Raw genomic sequence first — 21,078 nt, forward strand, 5'->3', positions numbered from 1 at the left:
AAATCTAATGCTGTTCTACCATTGCTTTTTTTCGACTACCTGAAATATTCTCTGAAAGAAACTCCAGCTCCTGTCCTTTAGTTTCGGGCATGTAAAATTTAACCCATAATAACTGCAATACCATCATAAAAGTGAATATTCCAAATACCACCGGAGCTCCAATGGTATCAAAAAGAAAAGGAATAAATGAGGGTATTAATGCAGCCAGCACCCAGTGTACCGAAGAACCAAATGATTGCCCGTTGGCGCGCAGGTGGTTGGGGAAAATTTCAGAAATAAACACCCATATCACTGCTCCCTGTCCAATAGCGTGAGAGGCAATGAATAAAAAGAAAAACACAGGCACATACATTCCCGGCCAACTTTGTTGAAAGGCCAGGGTTACAAGTCCCAGGGAAATTATATAACCTACGGATCCTATATACATCAATTTCTTTCTTCCCATTTTATCAATGAGAGCTACGCCAATAAGAGTAAAAATGAGGTTTATTACACCTATCCCAACGCTGCTTAGTAGAGCCGATGATTCTTCAAGACCCGACATTTCAAATATTCGGGGCGCATAGTATAGGAAGGCGTTGATCCCCGAAAATTGGTTAAAAAAGGCGATAAAGAAAGCCAGCATAAGAGGGAAGGAATATTTTGGCTGAAAAATGCTGCTTTTCTGCCGGCTTTCCTTTTCATGATCCCTTACAATTATGGCTAATTCGGTTTCTGCATCTTTAAGAGGATAGATCAACTCAAGTATTTCTTTGGCCTTTTTGGCTTTATTACGGTAAATGATCAACCAGCGCGGACTTTCGGGTACTGTGAAAACAAGAATGGTATAAATTAAGGCAGGAAAAGCCTCTACTCCTATCATCCATCTCCAGGCTTGTTCTCCCATGTCTTTCAAAAGGAAGTTTGATAGATAGGCAATTAGGATCCCGAATACAATATTGAATTGGTAGAGCGCAACCAGACGACCTCTTTTAGCCGCCGGTGCAATTTCTGAGACGTAGGATGGAGCCGCAATAGTAGAGACTCCAACCCCTATCCCTCCCAGAAATCTGAAAAATGCGAATAAGTAGGGATCATTCGCATATGCAGAACCCACAGCCGAGATGAAATACAGGATCCCTATGCCTATAAGTGTGTGTTTTCTTCCGAATTTGTTAGTTGGGAAAGATCCAAAAATAGCTCCCAATACTGTCCCCCATAGGGCCATGGACATTACCACAAGTCCATGAAAAAGATCGGAGGTTCCCCACAGCGCCTGTAGTTGCTTATCTGCTCCCGAAATAACTACGGTGTCAAACCCAAAAAGGAATCCGGCAAGCGCAACAACAATTGACCAGTAATATAATTTAGATGAATTCATTCAAGATCTAATTTGTGGAAGATTGCATCTCCCATATTTTTACATTTTCGGCAGTGGCATTACCACCTTCCACGAATAATTCAATACCATCAGCCGAAGGCAAGGTTGGAAAGAATCTTCCGGTGAAGTGGTCTTCTCCATTGATGAATACTTCCAGGACAGATCCATCCACAAAGATCCTTACATCAACGTTCTCCCCGGCAGCAACAGGATAGGAACCCCGTCGAATATCCTTTCTCGCACCTTCAGCCAAAGAAGATTGAGAAGCATCAATCACCCATTCCTGGGCTGCAACGTCATAGTAGACTTTCAACTGCTCGGCACCATCATCTGACCGGCCTAAAACAAAGCCAACTTTTTCAGCTGAACCTGTGTTAAGAGTTGCGTTTAATTCATAATGTCTACCGCTCTCGTTCAGGTAATTTCCTTCTTCGGGAGTTAGGGAGATACTGCTGTATTCCCTCATTTCCCCACGGTATTCTGAAACATTTGGATGGGGTGTTATTTTCAATTTGTTATTAGCATTCAGTTCCCAAACCTGTGGAAGACTAAATAGATGTGCCCACCCGGCCTGTTGCTGGAAACCAGGACTTACCTCATCGGGAATGATCCCTATAGCTGTTGTTCTTCCCTGGGCATCTACAGTAACAGTGGGAGAAAGGAAGCCGTTAACCACTTCAAAATCTTTAGCTTCCTGGTGATCGGGAATAAATTCCTGTCCATTGAAATCTCCAATCCAGTAAAAAGTTCGGGCGGGGCTGGTGTGATCTGGCGTTTTTTGCACCAGGAACAAATATTTTCCATTTGGAAATTTGTGAACAATAGGAACTTCCCAGAATTCTCCTTCCCCCTCGGCCATCTGACCCTGAAAGAAAACTCCCTGGTAGCTGTCATCCCAGTTGTAGAGATCATTTGAGGCGTAGAGCACGGTATTTCCACCAACTCCTCCAATTCCTGCCCCCACGATCATATACCACGTATTACCCTCTTTCCAAATAAAAGGGTCTCTGAAGTCCAGATTAACATCTGACGGACGACCTGCGATAACAGGGTTTTGCTCAAATTTTTCAAAAGTTTGCATATCGTCAAAACTCACTGCCAGGGCAATGCTGGCCTTTACCCCGTTCACCCCCGTATAGACAATTACAGGATTCCCATCATCATCTACCGTAGCATCTCCTGCCCAGGCTCCAAAGTTGTCATAAGGATTGGAAGTTGGCCATAAAACATTGTTGAGGTCTTCCCAGGTCACAAGATCCTGACTCTTCATATGGCCCCAGTTTTGCTGCGCAATTCCAAGGAATACATCGTTTTTCTGATAAAACATGTGATACTCTCCTTTATAGTACATCAGTCCATTTGGCTCATTGGTCCATCCGTAATCCGGAATTGGATGATATATGGGCCTGTTGGTATCTTCGGCTAAAAATTCAAATTCAGTATTAAAATCTACTGTTGCAGGTGGGTTCACTGCTGAGAATAGTGTAGATACATCAGCTACCCCGGGACGACCTTTAATGATCCTGATCTCATCCAGGGCTCCGCTGAAGTAGTCAATATCAAACTGCCCCATTTTTTCACCAAAGGCATTTTTTCCAATGAAAACCTGGGTATTTCCTTCGGGCCAGGTTATTAAGCCTGTTGCAGTATTGTTCTCTGCAATCCTTTCTTTATTGAGATAAGTAGTAACTACACCTCTTTTGGTGTCTATAGATACTGTAATATGGCTCCACTGGTGTCTTGGAATTGATTTAGTACTGGCTACAGTGGTTTGCAAAGCTCCATTGACATAAAGCTGGACCACTACCCTTCCAAATTTATTTAATCCAACAACTGCACCTGTATTACCTCCCTGGCTCATCAAGGTGACCATTCCCGCAGTGCCTATAGGATAAGATTTCACGGCAGTCCAGAGTGATATTGTAAGCAGGCCTTGAGGAAGCTCCATAGTAGGTAATTCCCCGCTTACGGTAGTTGATAAGCCATCAAAAAACAGAGCATTACCATCAACACCCTGCATCCTGTTAACTTCATTTCCGGTAGCAGAAATAGTAAATTCTGTTCCGGTCTCTCCTTCTGAAGTGGAAAGTCCGCTCTCCTCATTAAAGCCGAAACTGTACAGAGTTTCAAAACCTCCTTCATTCAAAGTATCCCGTGGCACTTCCAGGTCATCATTGCTGCAATGCACCGATATAAAGGCCATCACAAAAACCGGAATTATAAATCTTAGTTTTTTCATAATCTTAAATTTTCCAAATACTTTTTATGCTGCTTATTTTCACATCCTTTAGGATGCTTCCCTCCTTTGACCTTATGGTCATTTGAGAAAGTGGTTTTGAAGGAAAGATCTGGTTTGTCATGGAGTACCTTCCCTGGTCAATAAAAAGTTCAACCGAAGAACGATCCAGGTAGATGTCAAAAATGGCATTTTCAAGCCCCGTTACATCCATTTGCTGCACGCGGGCGTCAAATTTCTCATTGAACTCATTTTTCCCTGCTTCCCTTCTATCTGTGTAGATGGTGCTTCCAGTGGCGTCATATCCAATCAAATATTTTTCTCCGCTGTCATTCTTAAATTCGATTTCAAAGTCGCTGGGTGCTCCTTCAAACTGAAAAGAGACTTTTGCCTGTGAAAAATCAAATTCTTTAGTAAAATTTTCCTGAAGGTTTACTCTTGCTTCTGAAAATTCCTGCTCACTAATTTTTGAAAGCTGTTCTACCGGAAAAGAAGCCAGGAAATAACCATTTTCATTTTTTTTCAATTCAAGCTCTCTGGGAAGCGTCATTGCACTGCGCCAGGTTTCTGTGGGTGTTTGGGTAGCATAATCCCAATTGCTCATCCAGCCTATAAAAATTCTTTTCCCATCGGGGGTATTATTAAAGGTTACACCGGCATAGTTATCTGTTCCGTAATCTAACCATTGGTTCTCTGTCTGGTCTGTAGTGAAATTCTTTCCATCATAATCTCCAATGAAGTATCTGGTGCCCGAGCCTCCATTTGGCGCTCCGGGATTATGGCTTATGATCATTACCCATTTCTCTTCCCCGGTTCCATCTACCTGCAGTGGAAACAGATCGGGGCATTCCCAGACTCCCACCGGCTCGTCAACAGGATCTTTAAAATCACTTACTTTATCCCAGCTCTTAAGATCATCTGAAGAAAACAGCTGTAGATGATCTCCGGCTGCGATGATCATTTTCCAATTATTTGTGATAGGATCATGAAATACCTTTGGGTCTCTGAAATCCCGAACACCCAGGTTTGGCAGGACAGGGTTTCCTGAATATTTGGTCCAGGTCTTTCCCTCATCCAGGCTATAGGCGATTCCCTGGTACTGGAAATCCTCACGGCCTTCTTTTTCCATATTGGGATTGTGATAGGTAAAGATGGCCACCATGGCATTCTCCCCAAACCCGGCAGTATTATCTTTATCAATAACTGCACTTCCGGAAAAAATATATCCAAGGCTATCAGGATATAGCGCTATGGGCCGGTGATCCCAGTCTATAAGGTCTTCACTCGTGGCGTGACCCCAGTGCATTGGCCCCCATACAATATCATCTGGATAATATTGATAGAACAAATGGTATTTCCCATTTTGATAAACCAGACCATTTGGGTCATTCATCCATTTTTCCTTTGGGGTAAAATGGTATTGTGGCCTAAACTGTTCGTCCATAAGCTCAGGTTCTGCGGCCGCCATTTCAGTCGCTTCTTTTTTTTCACCGCAGCCTGCCAAAAACAAGCTGATTAAAATACCTATAAAACTAATCTTCTTCATTCTTAATAATTTGGGTCTTGTGTGTAAATTCCTCCTGCAAGGTCTATTTGTCTCTGCGGAATTGGGAGATAATTATGTCTCGGTTCAAGAAATTGTGCTCCCGACAAATAACCTCTTTCATCCTGCTCTTCCTGAAAGTACTCGTTAAGAACTTCACCAGATATCCCCCATCTTACAAGATCAAAGAATCTATGACCTTCAAAGGCAAGCTCCAGGCGGCGTTCCATACGTAAAGCTTTCAGCGCGTATTCCCGGTTTGGAAAATTATCATATAAGCCAATATTGTAGTTTGCAGCAGGTTCTCCCTCCTCAGTTAGCACCACATTAGAATTGGCAGCTCTTTGGCGAATTTGGTTGATCAATTCTCTTCCTGTTTCAAGATTTCCAAGCATAATGGCTGCTTCGGCTCTCCACAATAACACATCGGAATATTTAATGATTGGCCAGTTTAGCGCTGAGCCTCCCCAGGGCCAACCGTCGGTAGCATGCTCATCGTTTACCGAAAGCAGGTTCTTTTTAATGGCATAAGGGCCGTAAATATTAGCTTCCCTTGCCCAATTGGCTTCATACTCTCCCATATCCAGCCATGGAATCCCGGGACGACCTATAGAATGATCCAAACGGGGATCTACAAAGGAGGTTTCATTTACATTAGAATCGTTAAAATTGTCCAGCAGGGGCAAACCATTGGCATCTACCTTAAAGGCATTTACAACATTCTGGCTGGGACGGTGAAATCCGTCTCCGCCATAAGGTCCGCGGGGTACGTTTAGAAGATTTCCCCAATTGATCTGTCCAAAAGCCGAATTATCATCTATAGAATGTTCTATGGCCCAGATCATCCCGGGACCATGTTCATTTTCTACAGCATATTGTTGCTCATAGCTTTCCAGTAAAGAATAACTATCCATTAGTAGTTCTGTTTCGGCCATTACTTTCTCCCATTCTTCTGTGAAAATATATGTTTTAGCCAGGTAAGCTATAGCTACATCTTTGTCTACCCTTCCTTCCTGCGGCTGACTTTGAGGAAGGTGTTCCTTTGCAAAAAGGAAGTCTTCTTCGATCTCTGCCCAAAGCTGGGCTTCAGAAAGGTCATTGGTGATCTCATAGGATTCCTCTACTGTTATAAAAGTATCGATATAAGGGAAAGTGCGGAAGAGCTTCTTCATCTCGAAATAGAAGTGTCCTCTCAACAGGCGCATCTCTGCCATACGGGTTTGCTTTGCTGGGAACTCCTCTTCAGAAATAAGATCCAACGCATAAAGGGCTTCATTGGTTCTGCCTATTGCAGCATACATGGCAATCCATTTCCTTTCTAAAAGGCCATTTTCAGAAGTGATATTCCCGGTCTCTATTTGGTGAAGCTCGATAATATCGGCAGTTCCACCACCTCCTTTGTAAGTATCATCAGAGCGAATATCCCCAAAGCCCCAGTTGGTTGGAGAATGCAAAAAGGTAGTATTTCCATAAAGATTTGTACCCCCTGTAGCATTGTTGCTGTTAAGGATGGCAAAACTAAGGTCAAGACCGGAGTAAGCTGCCGTAACAAGACCTTCAACCCCATCTGGAGTGATCAACTGTTCATACTCTACAGTACCTTTTGGCTCCACATCTATATAATCTTTCGTACATGCCGTAGCTACCGCAAAAAAGATAAAGAGGCCGGTAATTTTATGTATTGACTTCATACTGAACATTTTTTTTAGAATTGTAAGTTTAACCCTATAGTGAACACACGTGGGATAGGATAGATCGCCCCGCTAACTCCTTCCAGTTCCGGGTCCAGACCAGAATAATCGGTGATGGTGAATAAATTCTCTCCCTGCAGGTATAACCTAAGGCTTTTCATCCTGATCCTTTCCAGGTAATTAGCATCTAAATTATATCCAAACGTGAGGCTCTGCAGCTTTAGGTAAGAAGCATCTTCAATGAAATAACTTGAGGCCCTTAACTCATCATTTGGATTGGTGAGGTTCACCGCTGGAATATTAGAATCAAAATTATCCGGGGACCAGGCGTCAAGTACTGCGGTAGACCAGTTGCCCGTACCATAGGTGAATTCATTCCCTCTAATGCCATTGTAAAGATCTTTTCCATATTCCCCCGAGAAGTTCATCGCCAGATCAAAGTTTTTATACTCTGCATTAAAATTAAAACCATAGGCGAAGTCCGGATAAAAATCTCCTATAAAGGTTCGGTCCTGGGCATTGATCACCCCGTCTTCGTTTATATCGGCATATCTTATTCTTCCCAAACCTGCACCGGGTTGAATGGCGTGCCTGTCAATCTCTTCTTCTGTTCTAAAGAGGCCATCGGCTACATATCCATAGAATTTGCGATATGGATTGTTTAGCATGCCCCTTACAGGACTGTCAAAGAAGTAGGATTCCCCATTGTCAATTTCGGTAACTTCGTTCACGAAGCCGGAGAACTGGGCATCGAGGGAAAACTGAAATTTCGTGGAAGCATCATTTTGGTAATGAATACTGGCATCCCAGCCTTTAGTTTCAAATGTTCCTGCGTTGGAAAGAGGATCTCCTGCCTCCACATTAGCTGTTCCGGGTAATTTCTGGAACAGTAGAATATTTTCAGTTTCCTTGATAAAGTAATCTGCAGAAATAAGAATTCGGTTATTAAGGAATCCAAGATCAAATCCTGCATTATAGTCGGTCGTGGTTTCCCAGGTGATCCCTGTGATCCCGCGTTGCACCAGGTTAAAACCTTGTTCAAGGGTGCCGGAATTTTGGCCACTTAGAGGATAAGGCGAGTAATCTACACGATATCCAAAAAGGTTATAAGAGGGATAAGTGTAACCGGAATTCTGATTTCCGGTTACACCCCAGCTACCGCGTAATCGGGCTCTGCTAAACGTATTTTCTTCGGGAAAGAAATCTTCATTATGAATGTTCCATCCTGCAGAAACTGCCGGAAAAAAATCCCCTTCGTTACCCGGGAACCTTGAAGACTCATCATAACGCAAAGTTCCTGAAAGAAGATATTTATCATCGTAATCATAATCCAGTTTACCAAAGTATGACTGCAACCTCCACTCCAGGCCACCCCCGGCGTTGAATTGCTCTCCCGAGCCTGAAGAAAGATAGGTGTAGTTTGGATCATCAAGAATATACCCTTCCCGGCGGGCATCAAAAAATTCATTCTCATATTTCACCCTTTCCATCCCTGCCAGTAAATTGAAGCCATGGTCCCCGAACTCGTTTTCATAGGTAAGGAAATTATTGAAAGTCTGCTCGATTCCATAATTTGAATATGTGGTAAGGCTACTTTCCTGTTCCACCTCTCCAAAATAACCTTCGGTAATTACAGGAGCATAGTTCCTGCCGTAGTTATTCCCGTAGTCTACAGTGTATCGGGAAGTAAATTTTAGCCCCTCAAAAAGATCTAATTCTGCTATCGCGCTTCCAAAGATCCTCCAGCCTTTGTTTTGATTATTTCTGTTTCTATATAGAGTAGCTAAAGGGTTGGTTTGATCTCCCAGCCCATCATACGGACCCGCAAAATCGCCCTGAGAATCATATACCGGGATCAATGGATGCTGGCTTATAGCAGTACCCGCAACATTAGAATTGATCTCTCTTTGGTTTACCACGCTCAGGTTTTCAGAAATTTTCAACCTGTCAAAAAGGGTAAAATCTGAGTTCATTCTCACTGTCAACCTCTGGTAATTGGTGTACTTCATAGTACCCTCAACATCTGTATAGGAAGCACTGGCAAAGATCTGCCCGTCCTCAAAACCTTTAGATAAACCTATATCATAATATTGTTTAATACCTGTACGATAAATTTCATTCTGCCAGTTTGTGTTTCCTGCAGGAACCAGTCCATCTTCATCAATGAAATCGGGAAATTCGGGCTCTAATCCGTTTCCGTATTGAGGATGGCTCGGTGTTGCCCCATCGTTTCTTTGGGCCTGCCAATACACCTGGGACCATTGAAAAGCGTCGAGTACATCTACATCGTCTCGCAAAAAACTGAGACTGCTAAAGGTATTAAAGGTGAAATTCAATTGTTCCCCCTTTCCTTTCTTGGTCCTAATCACTATTACACCCCCCGAAGCCCTGGCTCCGTATATGGAAGCCGAAGCCCCGTCTTTTAACACCTGTATCTCGGCAATGTCATTTGGATTTAAAGTATTCAACCCAGATTGCGTAGGAACCCCATCAATTACAAAAAGAGGGGAATCATTAGTTGTATCACTATTGGTAATTCCTCTCAGCCTGATGCCGGCACCACCACCGGGGGAACCATCTGTAGCGACTCTAAGACCAGACACCCTTCCTTCAAGCGCCTGAAGAATGTTCGTGTTGGATTGTTTTGCCACCTCATCCATTTCCACCACGCTAACCGCACCGGTATAATTCTCTCGTTGTATTTGCTGATAACCGGTGATGACCACCTCACTCAACATTTCGGTGTCGGCCGTGAGGGAAACATCGATCCGGGAACGTCCTCCAACCGGCTCTTCCCTTGTCTCAAATCCAATATAACTAAAGACCAGGGTTGCACCGGGTTCTACATTTTCCAGGCTATAATTCCCGTCAAAATCTGTTACGGTACCCTTGCTTGTGCCCTGGACAAAAATATTCACCCCGGGAAGAGGCATATTATCTTCGGCCGAGATCACAGTACCACTTACCTCCATCTGCTGTGCCCAGGAAATAAAAGGTAAAAAGAAACACAGTATAAATGCTTTGAATTTCATAAAAGATATTTAAGTTATTCTCTTTGGCTTATTGATATTTATTCGTCATTTGTTTTTTCTCAAACGTTTTCTGAACATAAAAATCAGAGTGATCTTTGCAGTCGGTTTAACGTTTTGTTTTGATGAGCAAATAGTCTCAAAAGCAGGAGCAATTTAAGACTAGCTGCTTGTTTATGCGGGGGTTGTTTTGGTATTTTTGGGGTGACCAATTGGTACTCCCTTTAAAACTTGACATTTAGCGACCGGTTATATTATATCTTTATTAAGATTTGTAAAAATACCTTCATGCAAATAATCAAATACATAATTTTTCTCTTTTTTGGCTTCATTTTCTCAGGATGTTCTACTTCAGAAAAAGAGGAGATCACCATAGGCTTTTCCCAATGTCTATCTGATGATGCGTGGCGGCAGGTAATGAATTCGGAAGTTTTTACCGAAGCCAATTTACTGGATGACAAAAATATCAATGTCCTCTATCGCTCTGCCAACGGAAACAATCAAAAACAGGTAGAACAAATTGAGGAACTCATCGCACAGGATGTCGATGTACTTATTGTCTCCCCTAACGAGGCTGCACCCCTAACAGATGTTGTCTCCCGTACCTATAAAAAAGGAATTCCGGTTATAGTAGTTGACAGGAACATCAATTCCAATGACTTTACTGCTTTTATTGGGGGTAATAATTTTGAGGTGGGAATTTCGGCAGGAACAATGGCACTTAACAAGCTGGAGCAAAGAGGTATTGATACCGCCAAAATCCTACAGGTAACAGGATTGCCAGGGTCCTCCCCTGCTGAACAAAGGCTCAATGGGTTTAACCAAAACATAAATAACAACTCTACACATGTTGTAGATATTCTTAAAGCCGACTGGCATAAGCAAACTGCCTACCGCAAGTTAGACAGCCTCTTCAAATCTTCAAATATAGATTACGATCTTATTTTTGCCCATAATGATGAAATGGCCCATGCGGCTTATCTGGTCACGAGAAAATATTCCAAAAATCCGCTCATCCTGGGAGTGGATGGGCTTATTACTACCAATGGAGGAGTTCCCATGATCCTCGAAAAGCAAATAGACGGCACAATTTCCTATCCTACAGGAGGTGACCTGGCGGTGAGAACTGCACTTAATGCCCTGGCAGGAAACAAAGTGGATAAATACAATTACCTTAATACTTTGCCTATAGATTCCCGCAACGCCGAAACTCTTTTTTACGAAGGCATACGCCTCCAGGAACAAAAGGAAAAACTTCGTAATCTTATTGAAAGGAATGACGATCTAAACCTGAATATTGAAAAACAAACCAATGTAATATCTCTTTCCCTGGTCCTTATCTTATTACTGTTGCTCATATCGGGGGTGATATTTTACTTCTTTTACCACAAAAACAGGGCAAACAAACTTCTGCTTGAAAAACAACAGGTTATTGATAACCAGAACCAGTATATAAGACAACAGAGGGATCATTTGTTGACAGCAGTAAGGAAGATGGAGGAGTTAACAGAGGTGAAAACGAATTTCTTCACCAATATATCCCATGAGTTTAAAACTTTGCTTACTGTACTCAAACTGGATATCGACAAACTTAATTCCACAGATTCCACAGTACACCACCTAAGAAATAACGTAACGAAACTTACGAAGACCCTTAACCAGTTACTTCACTTCCAAAAAGTTGAAAATCCCGACTATCCCGTGAGTTTTGAGTATGGAAATATTTCGCATCTGATTAATGAAATAGCCGAAAACCTGCGACCTACAGCCGAAAGTAAGGGATTATCCCTCGAGGTAAATACCCCCCACATACATTGCGAATTTGATCGTGATATTATGGATAAGATCCTCACCAACATCGTACACAACGCCATAAAATATACCGAAAAAGGAAAAGTGAAAATTGAGCTTTTTAAAGAGGAAGACCTGGTGAAGATCAAAGTTACAGATACCGGGATTGGAATTCCTGAAAATGAAAAAAGTAAGATTTTTGAGCGTTTTGAGCATTCTTCTATTTCAGATTTCTCCGAAGATTCTTCGGGCATAGGACTCGACTTCAGTATGAACCTTATTCTTATGCATGAGGGAAATATCGAAGTAGAGAGTGTAGAAGGCGAAGGCTCTGTCTTCACTATCACCATTCCCCTAAGGCAAAAATCCGTTAAGACGATCGACGTTTCAGAAACAATAGAAAATGCCGGGAACTTAAAGCAAAAGATCCTGGTGGTCGAAGATACTCAGCAGATTAGGGAAAGGATAAAAGACATCCTACGCGGAGAGTATAAAGTCATAGAAGCAGTGGATGGGCTTGACGGTTATGAGAAAGCCTGTTATCACAATCCCGACCTCATCATTAGTGATTTGCTAATGCCAAATATGGATGGGATAGAATTCTCTCAAAAGGTCTTTTCTAATCCCGTTACTATGGGAATTCCTTTGATCCTTCTCTCGGCGGTGAGTAGTGATGAATCGATCATTCGTGGATATAAGATTGGGGCAGATGATTATATCACCAAACCTTTTAATCCTGAAACCCTTAAGGCAAGAGTGCGAAATCTACTGGAAAAACGATCGGCCTCACAAGGAAAAGTCCCTATTGATGCTTTGGAAAGTACGGGAGACAAGGATTCTGCCTTCCTGAATGAAATTAAAGAAATTGTGTATGAAAATATTACCAATCAGGATTTTAAGATCGATGAGGTGGTTAAAAAGGTGGGAATGTCCCGCTCAAAATTTTATCGTAAGGTAAAGGATGTAACGGGATTATCCCCTGTTAATTACCTGCGGAAAATTAAACTGGAATACGCTTCGCAGGTCATCCTGAAATCGGACAATACCATTTCTGAAGTCGCTTATCTCTCCGGATTTTCTGATGTAAAATACTTTACCAAATGTTTTTTAAAAGAATTCAAGATCTATCCTTCAGAATACCGAAAAAAGTTCCAGTAGTTCAAAAATAAAAAGGCTGTCTAAAATGCTTTTTTACGTCTACCTCAACCTGTTTCAGGTTCTAATGAAACCTGATAATTAGTTCAAAAATTCTGAAATAAATTCAGAATGACGGTTTATAAGCTTTTTAGACAGCCCAATACTATCGGGTGACTATTCCAATTAGTTGTTCATCATATAATTAATGCTGTTGGTAGTAAAATTCTCCACGTTGGCCTGGAATTCATTAGTCCTTCCATCGTTCATTTCCCACTCATAAGCTGCGATACCAATAGCTATAATTCTACCTTCGTAAGTTGCAGTTGGCAGGAATTCAATGGCGGCTATACAGCAAAGATCGGTTACATGCTGCCAGGTTCCCAGGATCCTTGAGGTGGTCAACTCCTCAAATTCTGCTCCACGGGCAACGCTCGCATGAGGCTCGGTAAGCTCGGGAACAGCTCCAAGGTCCCACATAGAATTATGATCTTCCTTGTACCCGGGATTGATAAAAGGCACGAAGTTATGACCAATGGATTCCCCCGGCACTATCTCGTCGGTTAAACTAAGCCCCTGCATGGCAGGATGACTCATAACATCTGTAGGTAAGCCGGTGGTTGTGTTCATACCCCAGTTGTCTGGGTTTGGTCCCCCTGCACCATTCCCTGCAATACCCGGTTCGTAAGGAATACGGCCAAGATCATCTATGATCCTGGTTCCAAAACCGCCAAGGAACATATTTCCCCCGTTCTTAACATAATTGGTAAGCGCGGTAATAGAAGCTGCAGTAAGGCTGCCATCGGGGTTGTCAAAACTTCCGGTATTGTCATAGTAATAAACAACTACCTGTACCGGCTCAAGATCTTCGGCGGTGAAGTTTCCATTCTCAAGGTAAATGAAATTTTCTCCGTAATAAGATCTTAAAAATTCGGCAGCTGCTTTAGTATCAGCTTCAGAAAGGGCTGATATACTCGCTGCACTTCCCAAAAATGCGATTATTTGAGGCTCTGTGACTGTAACCACATAATCTACAGAATTATTGTTAAGTGTAACAGTGAAGGTAACAGGACCATTGCTGAAATCTACCACCCCATTGGCAGTTGGAGTAACAGTGGCACCGTTAGGCAAAGCTAGATTTACTTCAACAGCGCTTAGATCGGTTCCTCCAGGGACAGAGACAGTGACTCTTTTATTTTCCTGGTCAATGCTACCATTTGCTTCCACAGGAGAAGTAATGCTAAAGCTGTTAATGGTAGGCTCAGCTCTTTCCTGTACGCTTACCTCATAGGTAGTTGTGGCTCCAAAATAGCTCACGGTCACTGCTACCGGGCCATTGGAAAAGTCGATAATTGAACCAGATTCCGGGCTCACAGTCGCACCTTCGTTGGTATCAAATTCGACAGTAAGAGCAGAAAGGTCTGTTCCTATAGGCACTTTAGCTGAAGCTTTCTTAAGAGTTTGGTTCACAGTACCGACTTCCTGCACAGGTTCGATGATCCTGAAGGCCGAAAGTTTCGGCACACCCGCTTTGTAAACGTTTACCTCATAATTCACTGTTTTAAATCCTTTAGATACATGGAAGTTGACATGTCCTGCAGAAAAATCTACAGTTGAACCCGGCTCTGGATCCACAGTAGCACCTTCAGAAGTAGTGAAATCCACAACAACATTACTAAGGTCTGTATCCTGTGGCACGGTTACTTCAATCGTTTTCGCTTCCTCATCAATAGAAGCAGTGGCATTAATAGGTGAAGTAATAGCAAATTGCGAGATATAAGGGGTTGCAGGAACCTCTGCAAAATCATCTGTTTCACAGGAAACGATGCCGACAATTATGAAACTGAACATTGCCAACACAGCAATGACTTTCATGTTTAATTTTTTGATCATGATTTATTGTTTTGAATTTGCTTTAAAATTACCTGTTCTGGCCACTTTTGAAGGGGGTAAAATTGTTCAAAAGCGGTAGAGAAAATAGTTTTTACACGCTTTTACAGAAATAACTTCTGAATTACAGATATTTACCCTCAAAAATTAAGTTTCGGATTTTGTCTATTCTGTTTAATCATGAAATAATTAAAACATTTTATGAAGTATATTTTGAACAATTCCGAGCAATTCTAAAACGAAGTAAGATTTTAGAAGTACGAAGGTAGAAGTAAACTTGTGAAGTTCTGTTTGTCTTTTAGAAGAGCCAAGAATCAAGAATCAAGAGTCAAGAGTCAAGAGTCAAGAGCCAAGAGCCAAGAATCAAGAACCAAGACTTTTTGCCGGTTGAACTAATTACCGATCACTAATCACTAAAAACTTACTGCCTACCCACCCCCTGCGCACTGCATTTTTTATTTATTTATTCCACTGTTCTTTTTCATTTTTCCCCAACCCTAAAGGGAGCTGAAAAGAACAGAACCTGCTAATAGAAAAATAAATTAATTTTGATTTAATGTTCATTCATCAACCACTAGCCTTTAACATTATTCCGCACTGCCTACCCACCCCCCGCGCACTGCATACTGTTTTCTGATCACCAGTCACTTTCCTTTAAAACTTCCCGCCATTTGCCACTTTCTGCATAATCTTTAAGAACCTTATTCCGCCCCTTTAAAAACCTGGTCATATAGCTTCTGAGGAATAATTTATTTGCCAATTCACCTAAAATGCCTAGCGGAGCCTGGAATTTAAACACATCTTTCATAATTGTTCCTCCATTCGAAGTAGAGAAATAATGTTCATGCCTAAAACTTTTAAACGCACCTTTCACCATTTCATCTGCAAAAAAATTGGGTCTGTCGAATTCTGTAACTCTGGTAGTGAGACTTTGCACTACCCCAAGGTGTTTCCCCTTCCAGGTAACAGTTTCATTCAGGCCAATTAATCCGCTGGTCCTGCCTGCAACTGCTCTTTCATCTGACGATCTATTGATCTCCGATTGAAAGTCAATGCTCCTGGAGAGATCAAATACAATTTTCTGCTCAGCTTTTATATATGTTTTCAACCTTATTACCGGCATAACATTAAATATTGTTTCGTCTCTTAAAAATACGGTTTTTAAAAAAGAGCCAAGAGCCAGGAATCAAGATTTTTTGCCGGTTGAACTGATTACTGAACACTAAACACTTACTGCCAACTAACCCCTGCGCACTGCCTATAAAAAAAGCCCTGTCATTAAGAGCGTAGTGCAGCGAAGCGAAGAATCTCTTTTGAAGTACGAGATTAGAAGCACGAAGTTAGATCCCATTGTCACACTGAGCCCGACCGCAGGGAGGAAAAGTCGAAGTGCTCGTCAACAAAAATTCTCTTTAAAAAACGGCTTCGACTACTCGCCTCCCGGCGGCTGAGCCTGACAGCCTATCCCTGTGTCACACCGAGCCCGACTGCAGGGAGGAAAAGTCGAAGTGTAATAAAGTACGAAATTAGAAGTACGAAGTTAGAGCACCTGCCTTAAATTCGAAAAATGAAAACGGATTCCCTCCGGCCTACCGAAAGTTTGCCGTATAATTTGAAGTGAAACTGCCGCAAAATTTTAGGCTGTTTGAGCGAAACGACTTATTCTTTTTTAAATTTAATTTCTCGCGAGTTCCTAATATTTAGGCAGCAAACGAAAAATTTAGGCCAGGTTTCGTAAGCCTAGTCCCGACGTTTAGGGATTGGTTCTTTGCCTGCATCCGACGACCGCAGGGAGAGGAATGCACAGGAAAAAGAACAGAAGAATCTCTTTTGAAGTACGAGATTAGAAGTACGAAGTTAGATCCCAGTGTCACACTGAGCCCGACTGCAGGGAGGAAAGATCGAAGTGGTGTGAAGTACGGAATTAGAAATACGAGGCTAGAAGTACACCTTCTTCTGTCAATCACAAAAGAGTCAAGAGCTTAACTTAAACCCGGTCCTCAGCCAAAATCCTTTCCTGCTTTTCCAGCTGTTGTACTACTACTCCAAGTTCGTTGATGATATTCTTTCCTTTGTCCTTATTGTACCAAATTTGCAGCAGGGTTTTAAACTGGGCGTCGATCTTGCCGAATTTCTCTTTATAGTCGGTCACCAATTTAGTAGCTGCAGCCGTTCGTGGCCCCCAGGTGGCCATCACCTCCAGGTGGGGATTCATTATAATGAGCTTTGGAATGGAGCGGGTGCCATTGGTAAGGAAATGGTCCATTAGTTCCGGGTACTCATCTCTCAAAACAACCCTGAGTTCAATATTTTCTGAAGCCTCTGCAAGTTTGTTGAGCACCGGCAGCGTTTGGGCCGCGTCTCCACACCAGGATTCCGTAATGAGCAGCCAGATCTGTTTAATTCCAACACCTTTAAAAAGAGAGGTTTCGATTTCCGAAAGCTGAATGGTTTTATTCAGCCGCAGGGAACGTTTATAGTTCAGAGCAGTAAACTCAACCCGGTCCTGATCAATTTCTCCTGTAGTGCTTTCGGTAAGCACCAGCTTATTCATGAGGTCCATATATTCTGTGTAGGTCATCGAGCCTTCCAGACCTTGAGCCAGTTTTTCTATCATAAGGATAAATTTTAAAATGCAAAAATATTGTTCTCTTTTAAGGGAAGATATGATCCTACTCAGGTTTGGTAATGGTTAATTAGGGAATGGTTAATTAGGGATTGGATCACTGGTTAATTGGGGTGGAGTGATTTGTCAAAATTTCTTATCACATCCAGCCAAGAACCAATAACCAGGAAGCAAGACTATTTGGGTTAAACTGCTTACTGAACACTGAACACTGAGCACTAAACAATTACTGCCTACTTATCTCTGCGCACTGCATAATTTAAAAGCACCTACCGCTATCTGAATTTCATTTTAAGATTATAACTACCTTCATACAGAATCCAATAAAACCTCCATATGAAATCGAAAACCATTTCCCGCGTCTTTCTCTTTGCGGGACTCAGTAATATTCTGGGGGTGCTTATCTTCTCAAAGTTCTTCACCAATGAAGAATTAATGGCAGCACAGCCCGAGGTTATGGGATATTTTGGCCTCATTTCCATAATACTGTGGGGACTGGCCTATATTTCCGTGCGTCACTCCTATGCTTCTGTACCCTGGTTACTTGCTGTTTTTGTAATCGAAAAATTGCTCTACGTCATCGTATGGTTAAAATGGCTTTTTTCAAACTCCCTCAGCAACTTGTATGAGCAGGATACTTTTGCCGGATTATTTTTCAGCATTTACGGACTTAATGACCTGTTATTCGGACTGTTTTTTGGCTATGTTTTCCTGAAGGTGAGAAAGCAAAACACGAGGTAAGGTTGTGAGAGAAATACGATTTTGGATGTACGAAGTTAGAAATTTAGTGATGAGTTATGAGTTCAGAGTTATGCCTTGGGAACCAACTAGCACTAAGAAATGCTTCCTTTCTGTAAACATGACTTTGCGAGACCCTGGAAGAAATACTCTAGCTTAGGCAAAGAACCTTTAATTTTTCATTTCTTCATTGTTTAGTGTCTTTTTTGTAAGTGTAGTGCTCCCACGGCGTTAAAAATTTTTGAAGCCTTGGAGAAAATTTAGCCGTGGGAGCACGGTTCTAATTTTGCCTGAGCAAAATTGGAAACACCTATCAAAAAAGTGTCCTTTTTTTGGTTCGTTTTTTTGGACAAGCAAAAAAATGAGCAATCATGAAACAAGGCGAATTATTAACGACCGAAGGGAGATAACGAAATTATAAAAGAATTACGATTTTAGAATTACGAAGTTAGATCCCCACTGTCACACTGAGCCCGACCGCAGGAAGGAATAGTCGAAGTGTAATAAAGTACGAAATTAGAAGTACGAAGGTAGAAGTACACCTCCTGCCGCCAATCATAAAAGAGCCAGGAACCAAGACATTTTACCGGTTGAACTGATTACTAAACATTAAGCACTAAACGCTTACTGCCTACTTATCTCTGCGCACTGCACACTGCATAAATGCCCGGTTTCCTCAATTAAACCTTATTCCTTAAACCTTAAACATTCCAAAGCGACACTATTTGTCGCCTCTTCCTCTTATCTTGCAATACAAAGCAAAAAAACACCACCATGCAACCACGTCTCCTCACCAAATCCCGCTTTAAACTGGCACTGGAATGTCCAAACAAACTCTACTATACCCGCAAAGAGGAATATGCCAATGCTAAAAAAGAAGATGCTTTTTTGGAAGCTTTGGCGCAGGGTGGCTTCCAGGTAGAGGAACTGGCAAGGCTGGAATATCCGGAGGGGATTTTAATAGAAGGCAATGACGGTGATTACACCTGGCTCGTCAATGAAACGAACAAGCTGCTGAAACGGGAGAATGTGGTGATCTTTGAAGCAGCTTTTAGATTTGAAAACCTTTTCATTCGCACCGATATCCTGGTAAAGCAGGGAAACAAGGTGCAGCTCATTGAAGTCAAGGCGAAGTCCTTTGATCCTGAAGATGAAAATCTTTTTATAGGCAAGAGAGGCGGCATGAACAGCGGGTGGAAACCTTATCTTTTCGATGTGGCCTTTCAGAAATATGTGATGCAGAAGTGTCGGCCGGAATGGAAGATCAGTTCGTGGCTGATGATGGCCGACAAATCCAAAGCTGCGGAGATCGACGGACTCAATCAGCTTTTTAGGGTGACAAAAAATTCTAATAACCGGACCGGCATCGTCAAAAAAATCGATTCCCTGGAACAGATCGGTAATAGTGTGCTGGGAAAAATAAAAGTGGATGACGAGATCGCCGGTATCGAAAGCGGCAGGTACAGGATCTATGAAGATCTAAAATTTGCAGAATGTATTTCCAAATTCGCTTCCTCTTATGAGAAAGATGAATTTTATGCCTTTCCTCCCTCCTTCTCTTCTTGCAAGGCCTGCGAATTCAGGGCTACGGAAGAACAGGAAGCCGATGGTAAAAGATCGGGCTATAAAGAATGCTGGACCAACGCCTACGACTGGACCGAAACTCATTTTTCAAAACCCAATATTTACGAGGTATGGAATTTCAGGGCCGGAAATAAACTTTTTGAGGAGGGCAAGATCCTGCTGGAAGATCTGGAAGAGACCGATCTCAACATCAAACCCGAAGCCGGAAAGATCTCCGCTTCAGAACGACAATGGGTGCAGATAGAAAAAGCAGTAAATGGAGATAAGCAGGCTTTGATCCTGCGGGAAGAATTGGCAGCCGAAATGTCCACCTGGAAATATCCGCTGAATTTCATCGACTTTGAGACCAGCGCAGCGGCCCTGCCTTTTAATAAAGGCCTGCATCCATACGAACAGGTGACCTTTCAGTTCTCCCATCACACCATGGATGAAACCGGAAAAGTGGAACACGAAACTGAATACATCAATTTCGAACCGGGAAAATTCCCAAACTTTGAATTTGTAAGGGAGCTGCAAAAAGCGCTGTCAAAGAACAACGGCAGCATCTTCAGGTATGCCCCGCACGAGAATACTATTCTGAATGCCATTTACGTGCAGCTGGAAGAATCAACAGAACCGGACAAAAAAGAGCTGCAGGATTTCATCAAAAGCATCACCCATTCCACCGGTGGCAGCGCCGAAAAATGGAAGGGCGATCGTGATATGATAGACCTGTGGGACCTGGTTAAGCAGTATTATTACGATCCGCACACCAAAGGCTCAAATTCCATTAAAGCTGTTCTGCCCGCGGTGCTCAACTCCTCCCCTTTTCTACAGGAAAAATATTCCCGTCCGCTAAGTGATAACGGGATCAGCTCTAAAAATTTCGATCCCTCACATCACTGGCTGCAGTTCAAAGACGGGCAACCGCTGAGTCCGTACAAGATGTTACCTGCTTTGTTCGAGGACTGGAGCGAGGAAGAGCTGGACGCCACGGTTTCTGAAATGGAATCTATAGCCGATGGTGGCGCGGCCCTTACCGCCTATGGGAAATTGCAGTACACCGATATGCCCCTTGAAGAGCGCCTGGAGTTAAAGAATTCCCTGCTGAAGTACTGCGAACTGGACACTTTGGCCATGGTGATGATCGTGGAGTTTTTTAAGGAGCAGATCAAAAATCTAAAATAGAAACTAATTAAACTGTATCCTCGAAAATGACCAATTCCCGAATTCCCTCCGGCCTATCGAAAATTGATCGTAAAATTTGAAATGAGAGGGCGTAAAATTTTCTGCTGTTTGAGCGAAACGAATTATTCTTTCTAAAACTAACTATTCTCGCGAGTTCAGAAAATTTAGATCTCGAATGAAAAATTTAGATCGATTTTCATAAGCCTGGATTTTTTGGTTCTTTTTCATCAATGGAAATCGAAGATTCACGAATTCCAAAAGAAAATAGAAAACAATGAGTAAAAAGAAC

11 protein-coding genes are annotated in these 21,078 nt (G+C 42.3%); 3 read left to right on the forward strand and 8 right to left on the reverse strand.

Translation table 11 applies throughout. From position 1 onward, the window contains the following. Positions 1-4: 4 nt before the first annotated feature. From LA313_RS12090 to LA313_RS12110, 5 genes are read right to left on the reverse strand one after another with little or no spacing between them, the layout of a single operon-like run. The gene (locus LA313_RS12090) at positions 5-1,360 is read right to left on the reverse strand and encodes a sugar porter family MFS transporter (protein WP_228915307.1); all 1,356 of its coding nucleotides are present in this window, start codon (positions 1,358-1,360) and stop codon (positions 5-7) included. A gap of 7 nt (positions 1,361-1,367) precedes the next feature. Further along, complete coding sequence (locus LA313_RS12095) at positions 1,368-3,599, reverse strand: GH32 C-terminal domain-containing protein (protein ID WP_228915313.1); 2,232 nt, start codon at positions 3,597-3,599, stop codon at positions 1,368-1,370. A 4-nt stretch (positions 3,600-3,603) separates the two neighbouring features. Beyond that, the gene (locus LA313_RS12100) at positions 3,604-5,142 is read right to left on the reverse strand and encodes a glycoside hydrolase family 32 protein (RefSeq protein ID WP_228915316.1); all 1,539 of its coding nucleotides are present in this window, start codon (positions 5,140-5,142) and stop codon (positions 3,604-3,606) included. Positions 5,143-5,144: 2 nt separating this feature from the next. Beyond that, positions 5,145-6,830, reverse strand: a complete 1,686-nt coding sequence (locus tag LA313_RS12105; protein ID WP_228915318.1) for a RagB/SusD family nutrient uptake outer membrane protein — start codon at positions 6,828-6,830, stop codon at positions 5,145-5,147. Between the two features lie 14 nt (positions 6,831-6,844). Further along, positions 6,845-9,862 (reverse strand): SusC/RagA family TonB-linked outer membrane protein, encoded by a 3,018-nt coding sequence (locus LA313_RS12110; protein WP_228915320.1) that lies wholly within the window; start codon positions 9,860-9,862, stop codon positions 6,845-6,847. Positions 9,863-10,147: 285 nt separating this feature from the next. Here LA313_RS12110 and LA313_RS12115 point away from each other — a divergent pair, with 285 nt between their 5' ends. Beyond that, positions 10,148-12,808: a substrate-binding domain-containing protein gene (locus LA313_RS12115; RefSeq protein WP_228915322.1), complete on the forward strand. Its 2,661-nt coding sequence runs from the start codon at positions 10,148-10,150 to the stop codon at positions 12,806-12,808. 162 nt (positions 12,809-12,970) lie between these two features. On the opposite strand, the gene LA313_RS12120 is transcribed toward LA313_RS12115, so the two are convergent. The 3 genes from LA313_RS12120 to LA313_RS12130 all read right to left on the reverse strand — a co-directional run bounded on the left by LA313_RS12120 (position 12,971) and on the right by LA313_RS12130 (position 17,291). Continuing rightward, complete coding sequence (locus LA313_RS12120; RefSeq protein ID WP_228915324.1) at positions 12,971-14,677, reverse strand: DUF4960 domain-containing protein; 1,707 nt, start codon at positions 14,675-14,677, stop codon at positions 12,971-12,973. Positions 14,678-15,311: 634 nt separating this feature from the next. Further along, entirely contained in the window at positions 15,312-15,797 is a 486-nt protein-coding gene (locus LA313_RS12125) for an SRPBCC family protein (protein ID WP_228915326.1), read from the reverse strand. Positions 15,798-16,661: 864 nt separating this feature from the next. Then, on the reverse strand, positions 16,662-17,291 hold the full coding sequence (locus LA313_RS12130) for a thioredoxin family protein (RefSeq protein WP_228915328.1): 630 nt from the start codon (positions 17,289-17,291) through the stop codon (positions 16,662-16,664). A gap of 345 nt (positions 17,292-17,636) precedes the next feature. On the opposite strand from LA313_RS12130, the gene LA313_RS12135 reads away from it, so the two are divergent. Both LA313_RS12135 and LA313_RS12140 read left to right on the forward strand, forming a co-directional pair. Continuing rightward, positions 17,637-18,041: a hypothetical protein gene (locus LA313_RS12135; RefSeq protein ID WP_228915334.1), complete on the forward strand. Its 405-nt coding sequence runs from the start codon at positions 17,637-17,639 to the stop codon at positions 18,039-18,041. A 771-nt stretch (positions 18,042-18,812) separates the two neighbouring features. Continuing rightward, positions 18,813-20,789, forward strand: coding sequence for a DUF2779 domain-containing protein (locus LA313_RS12140; RefSeq protein ID WP_228915336.1), 1,977 nt, complete (start codon positions 18,813-18,815; stop codon positions 20,787-20,789). The last annotated feature ends 289 nt before the right edge of the window (positions 20,790-21,078 follow it).

Origin of the sequence: Salinimicrobium sediminilitoris (genome assembly GCF_020866905.1) — a bacterium.
Lineage (GTDB): Bacteria > Bacteroidota > Bacteroidia > Flavobacteriales > Flavobacteriaceae > Salinimicrobium > Salinimicrobium sediminilitoris.

Coding starts and splice junctions, on each gene's coding strand:
- LA313_RS12090 (WP_228915307.1), bottom strand. CDS start 1,360: ATGAATTCATCTAAATTATATTACTGGTCAATTGTTGTTGCGCTTGCC.
- LA313_RS12095 (WP_228915313.1), bottom strand. CDS start 3,599: ATGAAAAAACTAAGATTTATAATTCCGGTTTTTGTGATGGCCTTTATA.
- LA313_RS12100 (WP_228915316.1), bottom strand. CDS start 5,142: ATGAAGAAGATTAGTTTTATAGGTATTTTAATCAGCTTGTTTTTGGCA.
- LA313_RS12105 (WP_228915318.1), bottom strand. CDS start 6,830: ATGAAGTCAATACATAAAATTACCGGCCTCTTTATCTTTTTTGCGGTA.
- LA313_RS12110 (WP_228915320.1), bottom strand. CDS start 9,862: ATGAAATTCAAAGCATTTATACTGTGTTTCTTTTTACCTTTTATTTCC.
- LA313_RS12115 (WP_228915322.1), top strand. CDS start 10,148: ATGCAAATAATCAAATACATAATTTTTCTCTTTTTTGGCTTCATTTTC.
- LA313_RS12120 (WP_228915324.1), bottom strand. CDS start 14,677: ATGATCAAAAAATTAAACATGAAAGTCATTGCTGTGTTGGCAATGTTC.
- LA313_RS12125 (WP_228915326.1), bottom strand. CDS start 15,797: ATGCCGGTAATAAGGTTGAAAACATATATAAAAGCTGAGCAGAAAATT.
- LA313_RS12130 (WP_228915328.1), bottom strand. CDS start 17,291: ATGATAGAAAAACTGGCTCAAGGTCTGGAAGGCTCGATGACCTACACA.
- LA313_RS12135 (WP_228915334.1), top strand. CDS start 17,637: ATGAAATCGAAAACCATTTCCCGCGTCTTTCTCTTTGCGGGACTCAGT.
- LA313_RS12140 (WP_228915336.1), top strand. CDS start 18,813: ATGCAACCACGTCTCCTCACCAAATCCCGCTTTAAACTGGCACTGGAA.